Raw genomic sequence first — 19,103 nt, 5'->3', positions numbered from 1 at the left:
ACATCAGCCCGCTGACATGGCACAGCCGATGATCATCAATCGTTTCGGCGAGGTCGCAGCGCGTCACGGTGAACGTCCGGCCCTGCTCGGTGAGACCCACGAGGTCGCTTACGCCGGGTTGGCCGGGATGGCCGGGGGACACGCCGCCGCGCTCGTCGCCGCCGGCGTCCGACCCGGTGACCGCATCGCCCTGCTCACCCCGCACGGCGCTCCGACCGTCGCGGCGCTGCTCGGCGCTCTCGCCGCGGGATGCGCGTACGTGCCGCTGGACCCGGGCTTCCCGGTCGACCGGCTGCGCCACATGCTCGCCGCCGCCGGGGTCACCGCCCTCGCCTGCGCCGCCGAGCACCGCGAGCTGGCCCGGGACCTCGCCGACGGGCGGACCGTCGTACCGCTGGACCGGGTGTCGCCGGCCCCGCTGCGGCCCGTGCCGGTCGACCCGGACGCGCTGGCGTACGTGCTGTTCACCTCGGGGTCCACCGGGGTGCCGAAGGCCGTCGGGCAGACGCACCGCAACCTGGCGCACGTCGCCGACAACCAGATCGCCGCGCTGGCGATCGGCCCGAGCGACCGGCTCAGCCTGCTCGCCTCGTTCAGCTTCGACGCCGCCATCCCCGACCTCTACCCGGCGCTGCTCACCGGCGCCGCGGTGGTCCCGGTCGACCTGCGCCGGCAGGGGCTCGCCCACGCCGTCGCCCAGCTCGACCGGCACCGGGCCACCGTGCTGCACTGCACGCCCACCGTCTACCGCTACCTGCTGGACGCCCTCGGCGACCGGCGCCTCGACGCGGTCCGGGTGGTGCTGCTCGGCGGCGAGCAGGCCACCTACGCGGACGCCCTCCGCGGCCGGGACCGGTTCGCACCGGACTGCCGGCTGGTCAACGGCTACGGCGCCACCGAGATGACCTTCGTGGCCCGGCACGTGCTGCCGCTGTCCACCGTGGAGTCATCCTCCACCGGCCCGTTGCCGATCGGCACCGCGTTCCCCGGCTACCAGGTCGACCTCGCCCCGGACACCGGCGAGCTGGTGGTCCGCAGCCGGCACCTCGCGCCCGGCTACCTCAACCAGGACAGCGACCGGTTCACCGTGGACGCTGCCGGGGTGCGGTCGTACCGCACCGGCGACCTCGGCCGGCGGCTGCCCGACGGCGAGCTGGTCTGCCTCGGCCGGCTCGACCGGCAGGTCAAGGTGCGCGGCCACCGCGTCGAGCTGACCGAGATCGAGGCGGTGCTGGCCGCCCAGCCCGGCGTGGCCGGCGTGCGCGCCATCGCCCGCGACGGCGAGCTGCTGGCGTACGCCCGCCCGGCCGGCGACCGCACCGACCCGGCCGCGCTGCGCGCCGCGCTCGCCGCCGCGCTGCCCGGCTACGCGCTGCCCCGCGCCGTCGTGCTGCTCGACGAGTTCCCGCTCACCGTCACCGGCAAGGTCGACGAGCGGGCGCTGCCCGACCCGCCGGCCGAGGCGCCGGCCGGCGCCGCGCCCACCACCGACACCGAGCGGGCCGTGCACGACATCTGGTGCGCCGTGCTCGGCCGCCCGGCGGTCGGCCGCACCGACAGCTTCTTCGACGTCGGCGGGCAGTCCCTGCTGCTGGGTCAGGTGCAGCAGCGGCTCGCCGACGCGTTCGGCGTGCGGCTGCCCCTGCTGCGCCTCTTCGACCACCCGACCGTGGCGGCCCAGGCGGCGCTGCTCGACGCCCCGCCCGAGGCGGTCCGCGCCCCGGTGCTGCCCGCGCCCGCCGCCCCGGCCGCCGCGGCCCGCGACTACACCGGCGACGAGATCGCGGTGGTCGGCCTCGCCGGCCGCTTCCCCGGCGCGCCGGACGTGGCCACCTTCTGGTGGAACCTGTGCACCGGCGTCGACTCGATCCACGAGCACACCGACGAGGAGCTGGCCGCGCTCGGCGTCGGGCCGGGCCTGCGCGCCGACCCCCGGCACGTGCGGGCCGTCGGCCGGCTCGACGGGGTCGCCGACTTCGACGCCGAGTTCTTCTCCTTCGCCGCCGACGAGGCGGCCCGGACCGACCCGCAGCACCGGCTCTTCCTGGAGACCGCCTGGGAGGCCATGGAGGACGCCGGGCACGACCCGGAACGCTTTCCCGGCCTGGTCGGGGTCTACGCGGCCACCTCCGCCAACCGGTACTTCCTGTTCCACCTCATGGACAACCCGGCCGTGGTCGGCGACGTCGACCCGGATGACTGGGAGGCCCGGCTGATCGGCCGGCAGTTCACCGACCACCTGCCCGGGCAGGTCGCCTACCGGCTCGGGCTCACCGGGCCCGCCCTGGCCGTGCAGAGCGCCTGCTCCAGCTCACTGGTCGCGGTCTGCCTGGCCGCGCAGAGCCTGGCCGACTACCAGTGCGACCTCGCCCTGGCCGGCGGGGTGACCGTCACCTGGCCCCGGCACCGGCACGTCCCGGGCGGGCTGGCCTCGCCGGACGGCCGGTGCCGCGCCTTCGACGAGGGCGCCAACGGCTCCGGCTTCGGCTCCGGCAGCGGGGTGGTCGCGCTGCGCCGGCTGGCCGACGCGCAGGCCGACGGCGACCGGATCTACGCCGTCCTGCCCGGCTGGGCGGTCACCAACGACGGCGCCGACCGGGCCGGCTTCGCCGTGCCCGGCCCGGCCGGGCAGGCCGCCGCGGTGGCCAACGCGCTGGCCACCGCCGAGGTCGCCCCCGGCGAGGTCGGCCTCGTGGAGGGGCACGGCAGCGGCACGCCGCTCGGTGACGCCATCGAGGTCGCCGCGCTGCACGAGGTGTACGCGGGGGCCGCACCCGCCGAGAGCTGCGCGCTCGGGTCGGTGAAGACCAACATCGGCCACCTCGACGCGGCCGCCGGGATCGCCGGGCTGATCAAGGCGGTGCTCGCCGTGCGGCACGGGGTGATCCCGCCGAACCTCCACTTCACCCGCCCGCACCCGGAGATCGACCTGTCCGCCGGCCCGTTCTACGTGCCCACCAAGGCCCGCGACTGGCCCGAGGGGCCGCGCCGGGTGGCCGGGGTCAGCGCCTTCGGCCTCGGCGGCACCAACGCGCACGTCGTCGTGGAGCAGCCGCCGCCGGCCGACCCGGCCGACCCGCCCGGCGACGGGCCGTGGCTGCTGCCGGTGTCGGCGCGTACCCCGGCGGCGTTGCGGGCCGCGCTGGCCCGGCTGCGGGCCCACCTGGGCGGCGACGCCCCGGCGTTGCCCGAGGTGGCCGCCACCCTGGCGCTCGGCCGGCGGGCCTTCGCCCACCGGGCCGCGGTCGTCGCCGCCGACCTGGCCGGCGCGCTGGCCGGGCTGGACACGCTGCTGGACACCGGCGCCCGGATCGCGGGCGAGGGTGGCCCGCTGCGCGACCTGGCCGCCGACTGGGTCGCCGGGCGGGACGTCGACTGGGACGCCCTGCACCCCGAGGGCACGGTCCGGCGCACCGGCCTGCCCACCTATCCGTTCCAGCGCCGGCGGTACTGGATCGACCCCGTCCAGAAAGGTCCGCGGTGAACTGGTTCGTCTCCGCCGGAAGCCGACCCCAGGCGCCGGTGCGGTTGTTCTGCCTGCCCTACGCCGGTGCCGGCGCGAGCGCGTTCCGGCGCTGGCAGGAGGGGATCGGCCCGGACGTCGAGGTGCTGCCGGTGCAACTGCCCGGCCGGGAGAACCGGATCAACGAGGATCCGCGCTTCGACGTCGCCGAGGTGGCCGACGCCGTCGCGGCCCGGGCCGACCGCCCGTACGCCCTCTACGGCCACTCGATGGGCGGCCGGCTCGGCTTCGACGTGGTCCGGGAGCTGCGCCGGACCGGCCGGCCCCTGCCGCTGCGGCTCTACGTCGGCGGCGCCCGCGCCCCGCACGTGACCGCGCCCGGTCCCTTCGACGGCCTGTCCCGCGCGGACGACGACGAGCTGCTGCGCCGCCTCGGCGACGGCGGCGGCCTGCCCGCCGAGCTGTTCGAGCACCCGGAGCTGGTGGAGCTGCTGCTGCCGCTGCTGCGGGCCGACTTCGGCCGGGTGGACGACTACCGGTACGTGCCCGGCGAGCCGCTGCCGCTGCCGATCGTCGCGTTCAGCGGCCGGGACGACCGGGCCGTCACCCGCGAGCAGCACGCCGCCTGGGCCGCGCACACCGCCGCCGGGTTCACCCTGCACGAGCTGGCCGGCGGCCACTTCTTCCTGCACGACCGGCTCCCCGAGCTGCTCGCGCTGATCCGCGCCGACCTGGCCGCGGCGCTCGCCGCCGGGACCACCCGCGCCGGCGGGCCGGCCGCGGGTACGGACCGGGTGCACACCGCCGGCCGCGGGACCGCCGGCGGTGTGCACCGGGTGCCGCTCGGCGGCACCGCCTGGTCGGTGTGGCGCGACGCCATCCTGCGCACCACCGGCTTCCCGGCCGACGGCCTGGACCTGTTCGCCGCGCCCCGGGCCGCCGCGGCGGCCGACGAGCTGCTCGCCACCGGCACCGGCGAGGACCGCTACGACAAGGAGTTCGACGAGGCGGTCCGCGCCGGCGCCCAGCGGATCAGCGAGCTGGCCGCCGACCCGCTGCTGCGCGAGGCGGTCACCTGGCAGAACCGGGGCGCGCTGGTCGCGCTCGACGGGCTGGCCCGCGGCGGCGCCGACGCGGCACGCAACGTGCGGCGGCGGGACCGGGAGCGGGCGCTGCTCAAGTACTGGCAGCGCTACGGCGGCAAGAACGAGACGGTCGGCTTCTTCGGCCCGAGCTGCTGGGTGACCGTCGACCCCGACCAGCCGGAGACCGCCCGGATCCGCCCCGGCGCCGGGCTGACCCGCCGGCGCTGGGTCTGGTTCGAGTCCTGGGCGCTCGCCGCGTACGCCGAGCGGATCGGCGCCGACCTGGCCGTCCGCCGGTGGTGGCCGCCGGTGCTGCGCCCGCACCTCGCCGTCCGGGACCGGACCGTGCTGCGCCCCGGCCGGCCCCCGCTGGCGCTGACCCCGGTGGAGGCGGCCCTGCTCGCCGCCGCCGACGGCCACCGCCACGCCGCCGACCTGGTGGCCGACCCGGCCATCGGCCTGCGCCGCCCCGAGGACGGCTACGCCCTGCTCGACCGGCTGGTGGAGCGGGAGCTGATCAGCTGGGACGCGGCCCTGCCGGTCAGCCCGGACGCCGAGCGGGTGCTGGGCGACCGGATCGCGGCGATCGGCGACGAGGCCGCCCGGAGCGCCGCGCGGGCCGGGTTCGACCGGCTCCGCGCCGCCCGCGACGCGGTGGCCGAGGCGGCCGGCGACCCGGTGCGGCTGCGCGCCGCGCTGGACACCCTCGACGCCACGTTCACCGAGCTGACCGGCCGCCCGGCCGTCCGCCGGGCCGGCCAGATGTACGCCGGCCGCACCATCTGCTACGAGGACACCGCCCGCGACCTGGACGTGGTCTTCGGCGCGCCGCTGCTCGCCGAGCTGGCCGCCCCGCTGGACGTGCTGCTGCGCGCCGCCCGGTGGATGGCGAACGCCCTCGCCGACGCGTACGACGAGGTGTTCCGCGGGCTCCACGACGAGTTGCGCGCCGAGGCCGGCGGCGGGCCGGTCGCCCTGGCGGACCTGTGGTTCCTGGCCCAGGGCCTGTTCTGGGGCGGGGGCGAGCGGCCGGTCGACGGGGTCGCCGCCGACTTCGCCGCCCGCTGGGCCGGGCTGTTCGGGCTGGACGCGCTGCCACCCGGCACCACCGACGTGCGGCTGCGGGTGGCCGATCTGGCCGACCGGATCGACGCGGTCTTCCCGGGCGCCCGGCCGACCTGGTCCAACGCCGTGATGCACAGCCCCGACCTGCAGATCTGCGCCACCGACGCGGCGGCGCTGGCCCGGGGCGAGTACACGGTGGTGCTCGGCGAGTTGCACGCCGCCTGGTCGTCGTTCGACTGCGCGGTCTTCACCCCGTCGCACCCCGAGGTGGAGCGGCTGCGCGCCGCGCTGGCCGAGGACCTGGGCGAGCGGCGGATCCGGCTGCTCTTCCCCACCGAGTGGCCCCGCCGGACCAGCCGCACCTCCGAGTCGCTGACCGGGCCGACCGACCGGCACCTGGCCTTCCAGGACGCGCCGGGCGGGGAGCCGGCCCGGGTGCTGCCCACAGTGGACCTCACCGTCGGCGAGGTCGACGGCCGGCTCGTGGCCACCGCCTCGGACGGGCAGCGGTGGCCGCTCACCGAGATCTTCGCCGAGCTGTTCAGCGCGCACGCGGTGGACGGCTTCAAGCTGGTCGCCGCGGCGCCGTACACGCCCCGGATCACGCTGGACCGGCTGGTGGTGGCCCGGCAGACCTGGCGGACCACGGTGGGGGAGAGCGGGCTGGCGGCGGCGACCGGCGAGCGGCAGCGCTTCCTGGCCGTGCGGGACTGGCGGCGCCGGCTCGGCCTGCCCGAGCAGGTCTACGTCAAGCTCGGCACCGAGACCAAGCCGTGCTTCGTGGACCTGTCCAGCCCGGGCTTCGCCAACATGTTCTGCGCCATGGTCCGGGCCGCCCGGGTCGACGGCGGCGACGACGTCTCGCTCACGGTCAGCGAGATGCTCCCGACCACGGACCAGGCCTGGGTGCCCGACGGCGCCGGCCGCCGCTACTTCAGCGAGCTGCGCCTGCACATCGTGGACACCCAGGGGACGGAGACCCGATGAGCCACCTGCTGCCGCTGGGAGACACCGGCTGGTCGGTCTGGCGGGACACCGTGGTGCGGACGGCCGGCTTCCCGGCCGCCGGGCTGGACCGGTTCGCGGCCCCGGAGGCCGCCGCCGCGGCCGACGCCCTGCTCGCCGCGGAGGGCACGCGGGAGGTCTTCGACAAGGCGCTGGACGAGGCGACCGCCGAGGGCTCCGCGGCGGCCCTCGACCTCGCCGCCGACCCGTTGCTCCGCGAGGCGGTTACCTGGCAGAACCGGGACATGCTCGTCGCCCTGGACGGGCTGCTGCGCACCGACCCGGCGACCCGCAACAGCCGGCGCCGCAAGCGCGAGATGACGCTGCTGCGCTACTGGCAGCGCTACTGCGGCAAGGCCGAGACCATCGGGTTCTTCGGGCCGGTCGCCTGGGGCACCCTCGAACCGGAGTCGGCCACCTCGCGGGTGACCCCCGGCGCGGGCCTGGTCCGCCGCCGCCGGGTCCACTTCGAGGCGTGGGCGCTGTCCGCGTACGCCGACCGGCTCGGCACCGACCTGGCGGTGCGCCGCTGGTGGCCACCGGCCCGGCCGCCGCACCTGACCGTGGTCGGCAACCGGCTGCACCGGCCGCTGCACCCGCCGGTCGAGCTGCCCCCGGTGGAGGCGCGGCTGGTCGCCGCCGCCGACGGCCGGACGACGGCGGCCGAGCTGGTCGAGCGGTTCCGGGCCGCCGGCGACCTGCGCACTGCCGACGACGGCTACCTGCTGCTCGCCCGGCTGGTCGAGCGCGGGCTGCTCGCCTGGGACGCCGCCCTGCCCACCAGCCCGGCCGCGGAACGGGTGCTCGCCGAGCGAATCGCCGCCGTCGGCGACCCGGCGGCCCGGGCGGTGGCCGAGGCCGGCCTCGACCGGCTCCGCGCGGCCCGGGACGCGGTGGCCGCCGCGGCCGGCGACCCGGACCGGCTGGGCGCCGCGCTGGCCGCGCTGAACGACGAGTTCACCGCGGTCACCGGGGCCGCCGCGACCCGGCACGCCGGCCAGATGTACGCCGGCCGCACCCTGGTCTACGAGGAGACCGAACGGGACCTGGACGTGCGGGTGGGCGCGCCGGTGCGGGAGGCGCTGGCCGAGCCGCTCGCCGTGGTGCTGACGGCGGCCCGCTGGCTGACCGCCGAGGTGGGCGCGGCCTGCACGGCGGTCGTCGCCGACCTCCACGCCGAACTGGCCGAGGACGGCCCGGTCCGGCTCGCCGACGTGTGGGCGCCCGCCCAGGGGCTGCTGCTCGCCCCCGGCGGCCCGCTCCAGCGCGCCGCCGCCGGGCTGACCGCCCGCTGGCGAGAGCTGTGCGGGCTGGCCGACCTGCCGCCCGGACAGGCGGAGCTGACCCTGCGCAGCGCCGACCTGGCCGCCCGGGCCGCCGAGCTGTTCGCCGCCGACGGCCCCGGCTGGCCGTCCGCCCGGATCCACAGCCCCGACGTGCAGATCGCCGCCGCCGACCTCGGCGCGCTCAACCGGGGCGAGTTCCTGCTGGTCCTCGGCGAGCTGCACCCGAGCCTGGCCACCTTCGACAGTGCCGTGCTCACCCCGTTCCACCCGGACCCCGCGGTGCTGCGCGCCGGCTTCGACGCCGACCTCGGGCCGGTCCGGCTGCGCGTGGTCTACCCGGCCAACTACCCGCGGCTGACCACCCGGACCACCTACGAGCTGACCGGTCCGCAGGACCGGCAGATCGGCATCGACACGGCCCGGGGCGCCGACCTGGACCGCCTCGTCCCGGCCACCGACGTGCGGATCGAGCGCGCCGGCGGCGAGTTCGACGCGGTCTTCCCCGACGGGCGGCGGTGGCCGCTCACCGAGGTGTTCGGCAACCTGCTCGCCGCGCTGCTGCTGGACAGCTTCAAGCTGCTCGACCCGGCCCCGCACATGCCTCGCATCACCATCGACCGGCTGGTGGTGGCCCGGCGCACCTGGCGCACCACGGTCGGGGAGTCCGGGCTGGCCGGGGTGAGCGGCGAGGCCGAGCGCTACCTCGCGGTGCGGCGCCTGCGGCAGCGGCTCGGCCTGCCCGAGCGGGTCTTCGTGAAGGTCGGCACCGAGGTCAAGCCCTGCTACGTCGACCTGACCGGCCCGCTGCACGCCCATTCGCTGTGCGCCATGGTCGACGCCGCCGCCCGCACCGGCCCCGACGTGGCCGTGGTGGTCACCGAGCTGCTGCCCGACCCGGCCGAGTCGTGGATCACCGACGCGCGGGGGCGGGGCTACGTCAACGAACTCCGCCTCCAGATCACCGACCCAGCCGAGCACCGGGGAGACCACGGGTGACCGACATCCTGACCGTCAGCGCCGCGTACGGGGCGGACCTGCCCTGGCCGGACGCCACCCTGGCCGAACTGATCGCCGCGCAGGCCGCCCGCACCCCCGACGCCGTGGCGGTACGCCAGTGGGACACCCGGCTGACCTACCGGCAGCTCGTCGAGCGGGCCGCCGGGGTGGCCGCCGCCCTGCGCGAGCGCGGCGTGGGCCGCGGCGACCGGGTCGGGGTGTGCGGCGCGCGTACCCCCGACCTGGTGGTCACGGTGGTCGGCGTGCTGCTGGCCGGCGCCGTGTACGTGCCGCTGGAGCCGGGCGGCCCCCGCGAGCGGCTGCGCGAGATCGCCCGGGACGCCGGGGTCCGGGTGGTCGTCGGCGACACCGCGGCGGCCGAGTTCGGCGGCGAGCCCGGTGTGGAGGCGGTCGGGCTGCCCGGCCCGGCTCCCCTCGCACCCTGCCCGGCGTGCCCCGGCGACCCGGCGTACGTGCTGTTCACCTCCGGCTCCACCGGCCGGCCCAAGGGGGTGCTCACCACCCACCGCAACGCCGTCGAGTTCGTCACCGGGGTCGCCGCGCTGACCGGTGCCGACGCCTCGGTACGCAGCCTCGGCATCGCCTCGCTCGGCTTCGACGCGGCCACCATGGACCTGTTCGTGCCGCTGCTGCTCGGCGGCGCGGTGCAGCTGCTCGGCACCGACGACCGGGCCGACCCCGTCCGGCTGGCCCGGTTCGTCGCCGCGCACGAGGTGACCTGGGGTTTCATCACCCCGACCGTGCTCGCCCTGCTCGACCCGGCGGAGCTGCCGTCGTGGCGGGTGCTGCTCTGCGGCGGCGAGGCGGTCCCGGCCGAGCTGGTCGCTCGCTGGGCCCCCGGCCGGCGGTTCCTCAACGGCTACGGCCCCACCGAGACCACCGTGCTGGCGGTCAGCGGTGACCTCACCGCCGCCGACACCGACCCGGTGCCGATCGGCCTGCCCCTGCCCAACCACCGGGCGTACGTGGTGGACGCCGATCTGTGCCCGGTGCCAGCGGGCGAGACCGGCGAGCTGCTGATCGGCGGTCCCGGCCTGGCCGACGGCTACCTCGACCGGCCCGGGCTGACCGCCGAGCGGTTCGTGCCCGACCCGTTCGGCGACCGGCCGGGGGAGCGGCTCTACCGCACGGGCGACCTGGTCCGGCAGGCGCCGGACGGCCGGATCGTCTACCTCGGCCGGGCCGACCGGCAGGTCAAGGTGCGCGGCCAGCGGATCGAGCTGGGCGAGGTCGAGGCCGTGCTGGCCGGCCACCCCGGCGTCGACCGGGTGGCCGTGGAGGCCGTGCCCGGCCCGGCCGGCACCGAGCTGGTCGCCTTCCTCACCCCCGCCGGCGCGCCCGGCGACGAGGCGCTGCGGGCGTACGCCGGGCCCCGGCTGACCACCGCCATGCTGCCGGCCCGGACGGTGCGGCTGGCCGCGCTGCCGGTCAGCCCGACCAGCGGCAAGCTGGACCGGCCCGCGCTGCGCGCGCTGGCGGTCGCCGCGCTGCCGGAGGCGGCGGAGATCCCCGGCGGCGACCCGGTGGAGGCGGCCGTCCGGCGGCTCTGGATCCGGCTGCTCGGCGCGAACCCCGGCCCGGACAGCGACTTCCTGTCCGCCGGCGGTAACTCCATCGCCGCCATGCGACTGGTCGCCGCACTCCGCGCCGAGCTGGGCCGGCGGGTGGACACCCGGGTGCTGTTCACCGACCGCACCTTCGGCGCGCTGGTCGATCGGGTGCGGGCCGCCGCGCCCGCCGACGGCGACGAGCTGACCACCGGCAACCCGCCCACCCTCTCCCCGCCGCAGCGGCGGCTCTGGTTCATGGACCAGCTCGCCCCGTCCAGCGCGCCCTACAACATCGCCGTCGCGCACCGGCTGAGCGGGCCGCTGGACACCGCCGCGCTCGGCGCCGCGCTGCGCGCCGTGGCCGAGCGGCACGACGTGCTGCGCTGGCGGATCCCGCAGACCGGCGGCGTGCCGTACGCGGTCCGCGAGGAGCCGACCGACGTGGCCGTGCCGGTGGTCGACCTGACCGGCGCCGCCGACGCCGAGGCGGAGCTGGCCACCATGCTCGCGGCCGGCGCCGGGCACTCGTTCGACCTGGCCACCGGGCCGCCCTGGCAGGTGACCGTCTACCGGCTGGCCGCCGACACCCACGTGCTCGCCGTCACCGTGCACCACGCGGTCTTCGACGGCTGGTCCGAGGCGCTGCTCTACGACGAGCTGGCCGGCGCGTACGCCCGGGCGGTCGCCGGTGAGCCGCCGGCCCGGCCGCCGCTGCCCGCCACGTACGCCGACTACGCGGTCTGGCGGGCGGAGCGCGACCGCCGCCGGGGCGCGGCCGACCTGGCCTGGTGGACCGGGCACCTGGCCGGCGCCCCGACCGTGCTGGACCTGCCCCGCGACCGGCCCCGCCCGGCGGTGCAGACCTACGCCGGCGTCGAGGCCGCGGTGCGGCTCACCGGTGCGGCCGACCGGGCGGTGCGCGACCTGGCCGCCCGGCGCGGCACCACCGTGGCGGCCGTGCTGCTGGCCGGCTTCGGCGAGCTGCTGCGCCGGCTCACCGGCGGCGACGACCACGTGCTCGGCGCGATCGTCGCCGACCGGCGGCTGGCCGCCTTCGACGACGTCATCGGCTTCTTCATCGACACCGTGCCCGTGCGGGTCCGCACCGGTGGGGCGACCTTCGCGGGGCTGGTCGACCGGTGCGCCGCCGAGCTGCACGCGGTCACCGAGCATCCCGGCGCCCCGCTGGAACGGATCGTCGAGGCGCTCGGCGTCGGCCGGGACACCTCCCGCGCCCCGCTCGTGCAGGTGCTGTTCAACGTGCTCAACTTCGTGCCGCCCCGGCTCGCGCTGACCGGCCTGTCGGTCGAGCCGGTGCCGGTGCCGAAGCCCGGCTCACCGTTCGACATCACCGTCTACGTGGTGGAACGCGACGGCCGGGCCGGTGTCGAGGTGGTGCACAACCCGGACCTGTTCGACGCCGAGCGGATCGAGGCGCTCCTGGCCGACCTGGCCGACCTGGTCGGCGCCCTCGCGGCCGACCCGGACGCGCCCGCCGACGAGGTCGCCACCGAGCTGCCCCGCCCGGCCGTACGGGTGGCGGCGCTCGGCGCGATGACCGTGGCGGCCGCCGAGCCGGCCCGGGCCCCGCTGCCCACCGGGCCGGACGCGCTCACCGCCACCGAGGAGCTGATCGCCGGCATCTGGCGGGACGTGCTCGGCCGGGACCGGGTGGGCGTCGCCGACAACTTCTTCGACATCGGCGGCCACTCGATGGCCCTCGCCGCGGTGCACGCCCGGCTCACCGAGGCCACCGGCCGCTCCCTCACCATGCTCGACCTGTTCCGCCACCCGACCGTACGGGCCCTCGCCGCCAGCCTCGACGGCGCCGCCGACCGGCCGGAACTCGCCCGGGCCGCGCTGCGCGCCGCCGCCCGGCGTGGCCGCGCCCGCCGTACCCCACCCCGACGACCGAACCAGCCCTGACGCCGTACCCCGCCCCGACGCACCGCGTGAGCTAAGGACACCCCGGATGCAGAACGACATTCCCACCACCGACGACGGCATCGAACCGATCGCGATCGTCGGTCTCGCCGCCCGCCTACCCGGCGCGGGCGACATCGACGAGTTCTGGCGCAACCTGGTCGACGGCGTCGAGTCGGTGACCGAGCTGACCCGCGAGGAGCAGATCGCCCGCGGCGCCACCCCCGAGGAGGTCGACGACCCCGGCTGGGTGAACCGCGCCCCGCTGGTCGACGGCTACGACGAGTTCGACGCCGGCCTGTTCGGGATGACCGCCCGCGAGGCCGAGATCACCGACCCGCAGCACCGCCTCTTCCTGGAGACCTGCTACACCGCGCTCCAGGACGGCGGCTACGACCCGTCCCGCTACGACGGCGCGGTCGGCGTCTACGCCGGCACCGGCGGCAACACCTACCTGCACCGCAACGTGCTGCGCAACAAGCGGGTCGGCGGCAGCCCGCACGGCGCGGTCTCCCTGGCCACCGGCAACTCGCCGAACTACGTGGCCACCAACGTCTCCTACCGGCTCGACCTGCGCGGGCCCAGCCTCACCGTGCACACCGCCTGCTCCACCTCGCTGGTGGCCTTCCACCTGGCCTGCGAGGCGCTGCGCAACGGCGAGTGCGACATGGCCCTGGCCGGCGGGGTCAACATCGAGCTGCCGCACGTCGGCTACCTCGGCATGGACGGCTTCACCTCCCCGGACGGCCGCTGCCGCCCGTTCGACGCCGGAGCCAACGGCACGGTCTGGGGCAGCGGCGTCGGGGTCACCCTGCTCAAGCGCCTCTCCGACGCGATCGCCGACGGCGACACCATCCGCGCCGTGGTGCTCGGCAACGCGATCAACAACGACGGCGCCGGCAAGGTCGGCTTCACCGCCCCCAGCATCGACGGCCAGATGGAGGCGGTGGCCCAGGCGGTCGGCCTGGCCGGGATCGACCCACGCAGCATCAGCTACGTCGAGGCGCACGGCACCGGCACGGCGCTCGGCGACCCGATCGAGATCGCCGCCCTCTCCGCGGTGTACACCAAGGACACCGACGACCGGGGCTGGTGCGGCATCGGCTCGGTGAAGTCCAACATCGGCCACCTCAGCCAGCCCTCCGGCATCGTCAGCGTGATCAAGACGGTGCTGGCCATGGAGCACGGCCTCATCCCGCCGACCATCAACTACGAGACCCCGAACCCGGCCATCGACTTCGCCGACACCCCGTTCTACGTGGCGAACACCCTGACCAAGTGGGACACCGACGGCGGGCCCCGGCGCGCCGGGGTCAGCTCGTTCGGCATCGGCGGCACCAACGCGCACGTGGTGCTGGAGGAGGCGCCGGCCGCGTACCGGACCGAGCGGCGGGTCCGCCCGGCGCACCTGCTCCAGGTCTCGGCGAAGACCCCGACAGCGCTGGACACCGCGGTCGAGCGACTCGCCGACCACCTGGAGAACGGCACGGCGGGCGGTCCCGAACTGCTGGCCGACGTGGCGCACACCCTGCGGGTCGGCCGTCAGCAGTACGCGCACCGCGCCGCCGTGGTCGCCACCGACCTGCCGTCCGCGGCGGCCGCCCTGCGGGACAAGCGCAAGGCGCACCGGGGCGCCCTCGACGGCCCCGCCCCGCGGGTGGCCTTCCTGTTCAGCGGCCAGGGCTCCCAGTACGCCGGCATGGGCGCCGAGCTCTACGCCGAGGACCCGGCGTTCGCGGCCACCGTGGACGAGTGCGCCGAGCTGCTCCGCCCCGAGCTGGGCCTGGACATCCGGGACCTGATCCTCGGCCGGGACCCGGAGGCGGGGGACAAGCTCACCCAGACCCGCTACACCCAGCCCGCCCTGTTCACCGTCGAGTACGCCCTCGCCACCGCCTGGCGGCGGGCCGGGGTCGCGCCGGCCGCGATGCTCGGCCACTCCATCGGCGAGTACGTCGCCGCCACCGTGGCTGGCGTGCTCACCCTCCCCGACGCGCTGCGGGTCGTCGCGGCCCGGGGCCGGCTCATGCACTCGCTGCCGGCCGGCTCGATGCTCGCCGTGACGCTGGACGAGTCGGCGGTCGCGGACCGGCTGCCCGAGGGCCTGTCGGTGGCCACCGTCAACGGCCCGGGCACCTGCGTGGTGGCCGGCGAGACCACGCTGGTCGAGGAGTTCGCCGCGAGCCTGGGCGGCAGGAACAAGTCCAAGCTGCTGCGCACCTCGCACGCCTTCCACTCGCCGATGATGGAGCCCATCCTCGACGAGTTCACCGCGCTCATGGCGAGCGTGCCGCTGCGCCCGCCGACGGTGCCGTTCCTGTCCAACGTGACCGGCACCTGGATCACCGAGGCGCAGGCCACCGACCCCGCGTACTGGGCCGCGCACCTGCGCCGGCCGGTCCGCTTCGGCGCCTGCGTGGCCACGCTGCTGGCCGAGGGCACCTGGGCGCTGGTCGAGTGCGGCCCGGGCCGGCAGCTCGCCAACCTGGCCCGGATGCAGGTCGCCAAGGCGTCCGAGGCGCAGCGGAAGCTGACCCCGCTGGGCAGCCTGCCGGGGCCGGGCGAGTCGACCGGCGACCTGGCCACCCTGCTCGGCACCGCCGGGGCCCTGTGGTGCGCCGGGGTGCCGGTGGCCCTGGACGTCGACCCGGACGCCCGGCGGGTGCCGCTGCCCACGTACCCCTTCGAACGTCGCCGCTACTGGGTCGCGCCGGACCCGGTGGAGCAGGCGGCGGCCCCGGTCGAGACCGGGCCCCGGCCGCTGCCGGAGTGGTTCGCGGTGCCGGTGTGGCGGCAGGCCGCCCCGGCACGGACCGTCGTCCCGCTGGGCCGGTGCCTCGTGCTGGCCGACGGCCCGCGCGGGGAGGCACTCGTGGCCGCGCTGCGCGCCGCCGGCGACGACCCGGTCGAGGTACGCGCCGGCGACGCCTTCGCCGCCACGGCCGGCGGCTTCCGGCTGCGCCCCGGCGTCCGCGAGGACCACGAGGCCCTGGTCGCCGCGCTCGGCGCCGACCTGCCGCGCCGGATCGTGCACGCGTACGCCCTCGACGGCGAGCCGGCCGGGACGGACATCGTCGCCGCCTGGGCCGCCCAGGACCGGGGCTTCTTCAGCGCCCTGCACCTGGTGCAGGCCCTCGCCCGGGCCGGGCTGACCGCCGACGAGGAGGGGATCCGCCTCGACCTGGTCACCGCCGGCACCGGCGACGTGCGCGGCGACGACCTGGTCCGGCCGGAGCACGCCACCCTGGCCGGCCTGGCCCGGGTGCTCCCGGTCGAGCTGCCCGGGCTCACCGTCCGGCTGGTCGACGCGGACACCGCCGCGCGCGGGATCGCCGCGCTCGCGGCCGAGCTGCGCGGCCCGGTCGACCCGGAGCACCCGGAGGTGGCGCTGCGCCGCGACCGGCGCTGGGTGGCCGGCTACGAGCAGGTCACCGTGGACGCCGAGGACGCACCGGGCGTGCTGCGCGAGGCCGGCCGCTACCTGATCACCGGGGGTCTCGGCGGCATCGGCGTCACCCTGGCCGAGGACTTCGCCCGCCGGGCCCACGCCAAGCTGGTGCTGCTGGCCCGCTCCGGCCTGCCCGAGCGGGACGGCTGGGACGAGCACCTGGCCGTGCACGGTGGCGCCGACCGGGCCGGCCGGGCCATCGCGGCGATCCGCCGGATGGAGGCGGCCGGTGCCGAGGTGCTGGTGCTCGCGGCCGACGTCACCGACCCGGACGACCTGCGCCGCGTCCGCGAGGCCGCCGAGACGCGGTTCGGCGGGCTGGACGGCATCGTGCACGCCGCGGGCCTGCCCGGCGGCGGCATGGCCGAGATCAAGGACCGGGCGGAGGCGGAGCGGGTGCTCGCCCCGAAGCTCGCCGGCACCCTCGCCCTGGCCCAGGTCTTCGGTGACCTGCCGCTGGACTTCGTGGCGCTCTGCTCCTCGATCACCGCGGTGATCGGCGGCTTCGGCCAGGTCGACTACTGCGCGGCGAACGCCTTCCTGGACGCCTGGGCGCGCGCCGGCGCCGGCTTCCGGGCCCCGGTGGTCTCCCAGAACTGGGGCGGCTGGGCCGAGGTCGGCATGGCCGTGGAGACGAACGCGCCGGCCGCCTTCCGGGCCGCCGGACGGGACACCGTCACCGCCCCGGTGGACCACCCGGTGCTCACCACCAGGGTGACCGGCCCGGGCGGCACCGTCCTGCACGGCCTGGTTTCCGCCGGCACCCACTGGCTGCTCGACGAGCACCGGATCGGCGGGGTGCCGGTGGTGCCGGGCACCGCACACCTGGAGTCGGTGCGGGCCGCGGTGACCGCCGCGCTGCCCGCCCCGGCGCCGGACGCCGCCGTGGAACTGCGGGACGTCGTCTTCCTGGAGCCGTTCTCGGTGCCGGCCGGCACGGTCGCCCAGTACCGGGTGGAGCTGACCCCGACCGAGGACGGGGTCGACTTCACCGTGGCGAGCCTGGCCGCCGGTCAGCTCCGCACCCACGTGCGCGGCGCCGCCGGCTGGACCACCGAGCCCGCCCCGCCGGCCGGCACGCCCGCCGTCGCCGGCCGCCGGGTCGACGACGACGCCTCGTTCGGCCGGGGCCGCACCAGCATGCTCACCTTCGGCCCCCGCTGGGCCGCGCTGGCCGAGCACCACCTGGCCGACGGGGAGGAGCTGGCCCGGGTCGAGGCGCCCGACGCCGCGCTGGGCGACCTGCCCTCCTGGGGCCTGCACCCGGCGCTGCTGGACGTGGCGACCGCGTTCGGCCGCGGCCAGGGCTCCGGCACGTACCTGCCGCTGTCGTACGGCCGGATCGTGGTGCGCGGGGCGTTGCCGGCGACCTTCCACAGCCACCTGCGGCACCGGCCCAGCGCCACCGAGGAGGTGGTGGCGGCCGACCTGTCGCTGCGCGACACCGAGGGCCGGGAGCTGGTCGCGATCAGCGACTTCGTGCTGCGCAAGGTGGACCAGGGCGCGGTGACCGGCGGCCTCGCCGACACCCCGGCCGCCGCCGCCGCCGCGCCGGCAGCGGTCACCGAGGACATCCGGCCGGTCGACGGGGCCGAGGCGTTCCGCCGCAGCCTCACCGCCGGCCTGGGCGCGCAGGTGGTCATCACCACCCGCACCGTCGCCGACATCCGGCGGCGCGCGGCCCGGGTGACCACGGACAGCCTGGAGGCGGAGACCGACGCCCCGGCCACCGCGGCGGCCGGGACGGGGGGCGGCTCGGCCGCCCCCTCGACCGAGCTGGAGAGGACCATCGCCCAGGTCTGGCGGGACGGCCTCGGCGTCACCGACGTCGGCGTGGACGACGACTTCTTCGCCCTCGGCGGCAACTCACTGGTCGCGGTGCAGCTGATCGCCGCGATGCGCAAGGCCACCGGGGTCCGGCTGCCCATGCGCAGCCTCTTCGAGACCCCCACGGTCGCCGGGCTGGCCGCCCGGATCGAGGAGCTGCGGGCCAGCCAGCCCGCCGACGAACCGGCCGCGCCGGCGACGATCCCGGCCATCCCGCGGCTGCCCCGCGCCTGACCACGAGAACAAGGAGACACCGCATCATGAGCGACACGATCGCCACGCTGCCGGTGGTCGTCGAGAACGACGGCCGGGCCCTGACCGACCTGATCGCGGCCCGCCGCGCCGAGCTGCGGGCCACCCTCGTCGAGCACGGCGGGCTGCTGTTCCGCGGCTTCGACGTCGGCGGGGTGGACGGCTTCGACGGGGTGGTGCGCGCCCTGTCCGGCGAGCCGCTGACCTACACGGAGCGTTCCTCGCCCCGGCACTCCATCAAGGGCCGGGTGTACACCTCGACCGACTACCCGCCGGACGAGGAGATCTTCCTGCACAACGAGAACTCGTACCAGGCGCGCTGGCCGCTGACCCTGTTCTTCTACTGCCTCACCGCGCCGGAGACCCGGGGCGCCACCCCGCTCGCCGACGTCCGCCGGGTCCACGACCTGATCGACCCGGCGGTACGCGAGGAGTTCGTCCGGCGGCGCTGGATGCTGGTGCGCAACTTCCACGGCGACTTCGGCACCCGCTGGCAGGAGGTGTTCAACACCGAGAACCGGTCCGAGGTCGAGGCGTACGCGGCGGCCAACGGGATCACCGTGGAGTGGGTGGGCACGGACGGCCTGCGCACCCGGGCCGTGCGGGACGTGGTGCACCACCGGCCCGGCTCGGACACCCCGCGCTGGTTCAACCACGCCACCTTCTTCCACGTGAGCACCCTCCCGAAGGACTACCAGGAGGGGCTGCTGGCCATGTTCGGCGCGGACGGGCTGCCGTCGAACACCTACTACGGCGACGGCGGCGAGATTCCCGCCGACGTCATGGACCACCTGCGCGCCGCCTACCGGGCCGCCACCGTCCGCTTCGACTACCAGCGTGACGACGTGCTGGTGGTGGACAACATGACCGCCGCGCACGGCCGGGAGCCGTTCACCGGCCCCCGCAAGATCGCCGTGGCGATGGCCGAGCCGCACACCCCCGACACCCCTGGAGCGAACTGAGATGGCCGAACCCCGATTCCTGGTCGTCCGCAACGACGAGGAGCAGTACTCGATCTGGTCGGCCGACCGGGACCTCCCCGCGGGCTGGCACGACACCGGCTTCGCCGGCACCCGCGAGGAGTGCCTGGCCCACGTCGACGAGGTCTGGACCGACATGCGTCCCCGCTCCGTCCGCGAGGCCAGTCAGTGAGCGCGAGGAGTGCAGCGAAACGGAGCCCCG

7 protein-coding genes are annotated in these 19,103 nt (G+C 76.8%); all 7 read left to right on the top strand.

Annotation, left to right across the window (positions count from 1 at the left end; all coding sequences use genetic code 11):
- The first annotated feature begins 28 nt into the window (after positions 1 to 28).
- From RMN56_RS32180 to RMN56_RS32150, 7 genes are read left to right on the top strand one after another with little or no spacing between them, the layout of a single operon-like run.
- On the top strand, positions 29 to 3,484 hold the full coding sequence (locus tag RMN56_RS32180; protein WP_313721636.1) for an AMP-binding protein: 3,456 nt from the start codon (positions 29 to 31) through the stop codon (positions 3,482 to 3,484).
- Positions 3,481 to 6,600: a thioesterase domain-containing protein gene (locus tag RMN56_RS32175; RefSeq protein ID WP_313721635.1), complete on the top strand. Its 3,120-nt coding sequence runs from the start codon at positions 3,481 to 3,483 to the stop codon at positions 6,598 to 6,600. The genes RMN56_RS32180 and RMN56_RS32175 overlap by 4 nt, the downstream gene beginning before the upstream one ends.
- A complete protein-coding gene (locus RMN56_RS32170) occupies positions 6,597 to 8,900 on the top strand; it encodes a lantibiotic dehydratase (protein WP_313721634.1) in 2,304 nt (767 codons plus the stop codon). The genes RMN56_RS32175 and RMN56_RS32170 overlap by 4 nt, the downstream gene beginning before the upstream one ends.
- Positions 8,897 to 12,397 (top strand): non-ribosomal peptide synthetase, encoded by a 3,501-nt coding sequence (locus RMN56_RS32165; RefSeq protein WP_313721633.1) that lies wholly within the window; start codon positions 8,897 to 8,899, stop codon positions 12,395 to 12,397. Before RMN56_RS32170 ends, RMN56_RS32165 begins: the two co-directional genes overlap by 4 nt.
- 46 nt (positions 12,398 to 12,443) lie before the next feature.
- Positions 12,444 to 17,903, top strand: a complete 5,460-nt coding sequence (locus RMN56_RS32160; protein ID WP_313721632.1) for a type I polyketide synthase — start codon at positions 12,444 to 12,446, stop codon at positions 17,901 to 17,903.
- Positions 17,904 to 17,929: 26 nt separating this feature from the next.
- A complete protein-coding gene (locus tag RMN56_RS32155; protein ID WP_313721631.1) occupies positions 17,930 to 18,883 on the top strand; it encodes a TauD/TfdA family dioxygenase in 954 nt (317 codons plus the stop codon).
- A gap of 1 nt (position 18,884) precedes the next feature.
- Positions 18,885 to 19,073 carry an MbtH family protein gene (locus tag RMN56_RS32150; protein WP_313721630.1) on the top strand — a complete coding sequence of 63 codons (189 nt, stop codon included), beginning with the start codon at positions 18,885 to 18,887 and terminating at the stop codon, positions 19,071 to 19,073.
- Positions 19,074 to 19,103: the final 30 nt, after the last annotated feature.

This window comes from Micromonospora halotolerans, assembly GCF_032108445.1.
Lineage (GTDB): Bacteria > Actinomycetota > Actinomycetes > Mycobacteriales > Micromonosporaceae > Micromonospora > Micromonospora halotolerans.
This window is presented reverse-complemented; position numbering and strand designations above follow the sequence as displayed.

Coding starts and splice junctions, on each gene's coding strand:
- RMN56_RS32180 (WP_313721636.1), top strand. CDS start 29: ATGATCATCAATCGTTTCGGCGAGGTCGCAGCGCGTCACGGTGAACGT.
- RMN56_RS32170 (WP_313721634.1), top strand. CDS start 6,597: ATGAGCCACCTGCTGCCGCTGGGAGACACCGGCTGGTCGGTCTGGCGG.
- RMN56_RS32160 (WP_313721632.1), top strand. CDS start 12,444: ATGCAGAACGACATTCCCACCACCGACGACGGCATCGAACCGATCGCG.
- RMN56_RS32155 (WP_313721631.1), top strand. CDS start 17,930: ATGAGCGACACGATCGCCACGCTGCCGGTGGTCGTCGAGAACGACGGC.
- RMN56_RS32150 (WP_313721630.1), top strand. CDS start 18,885: ATGGCCGAACCCCGATTCCTGGTCGTCCGCAACGACGAGGAGCAGTAC.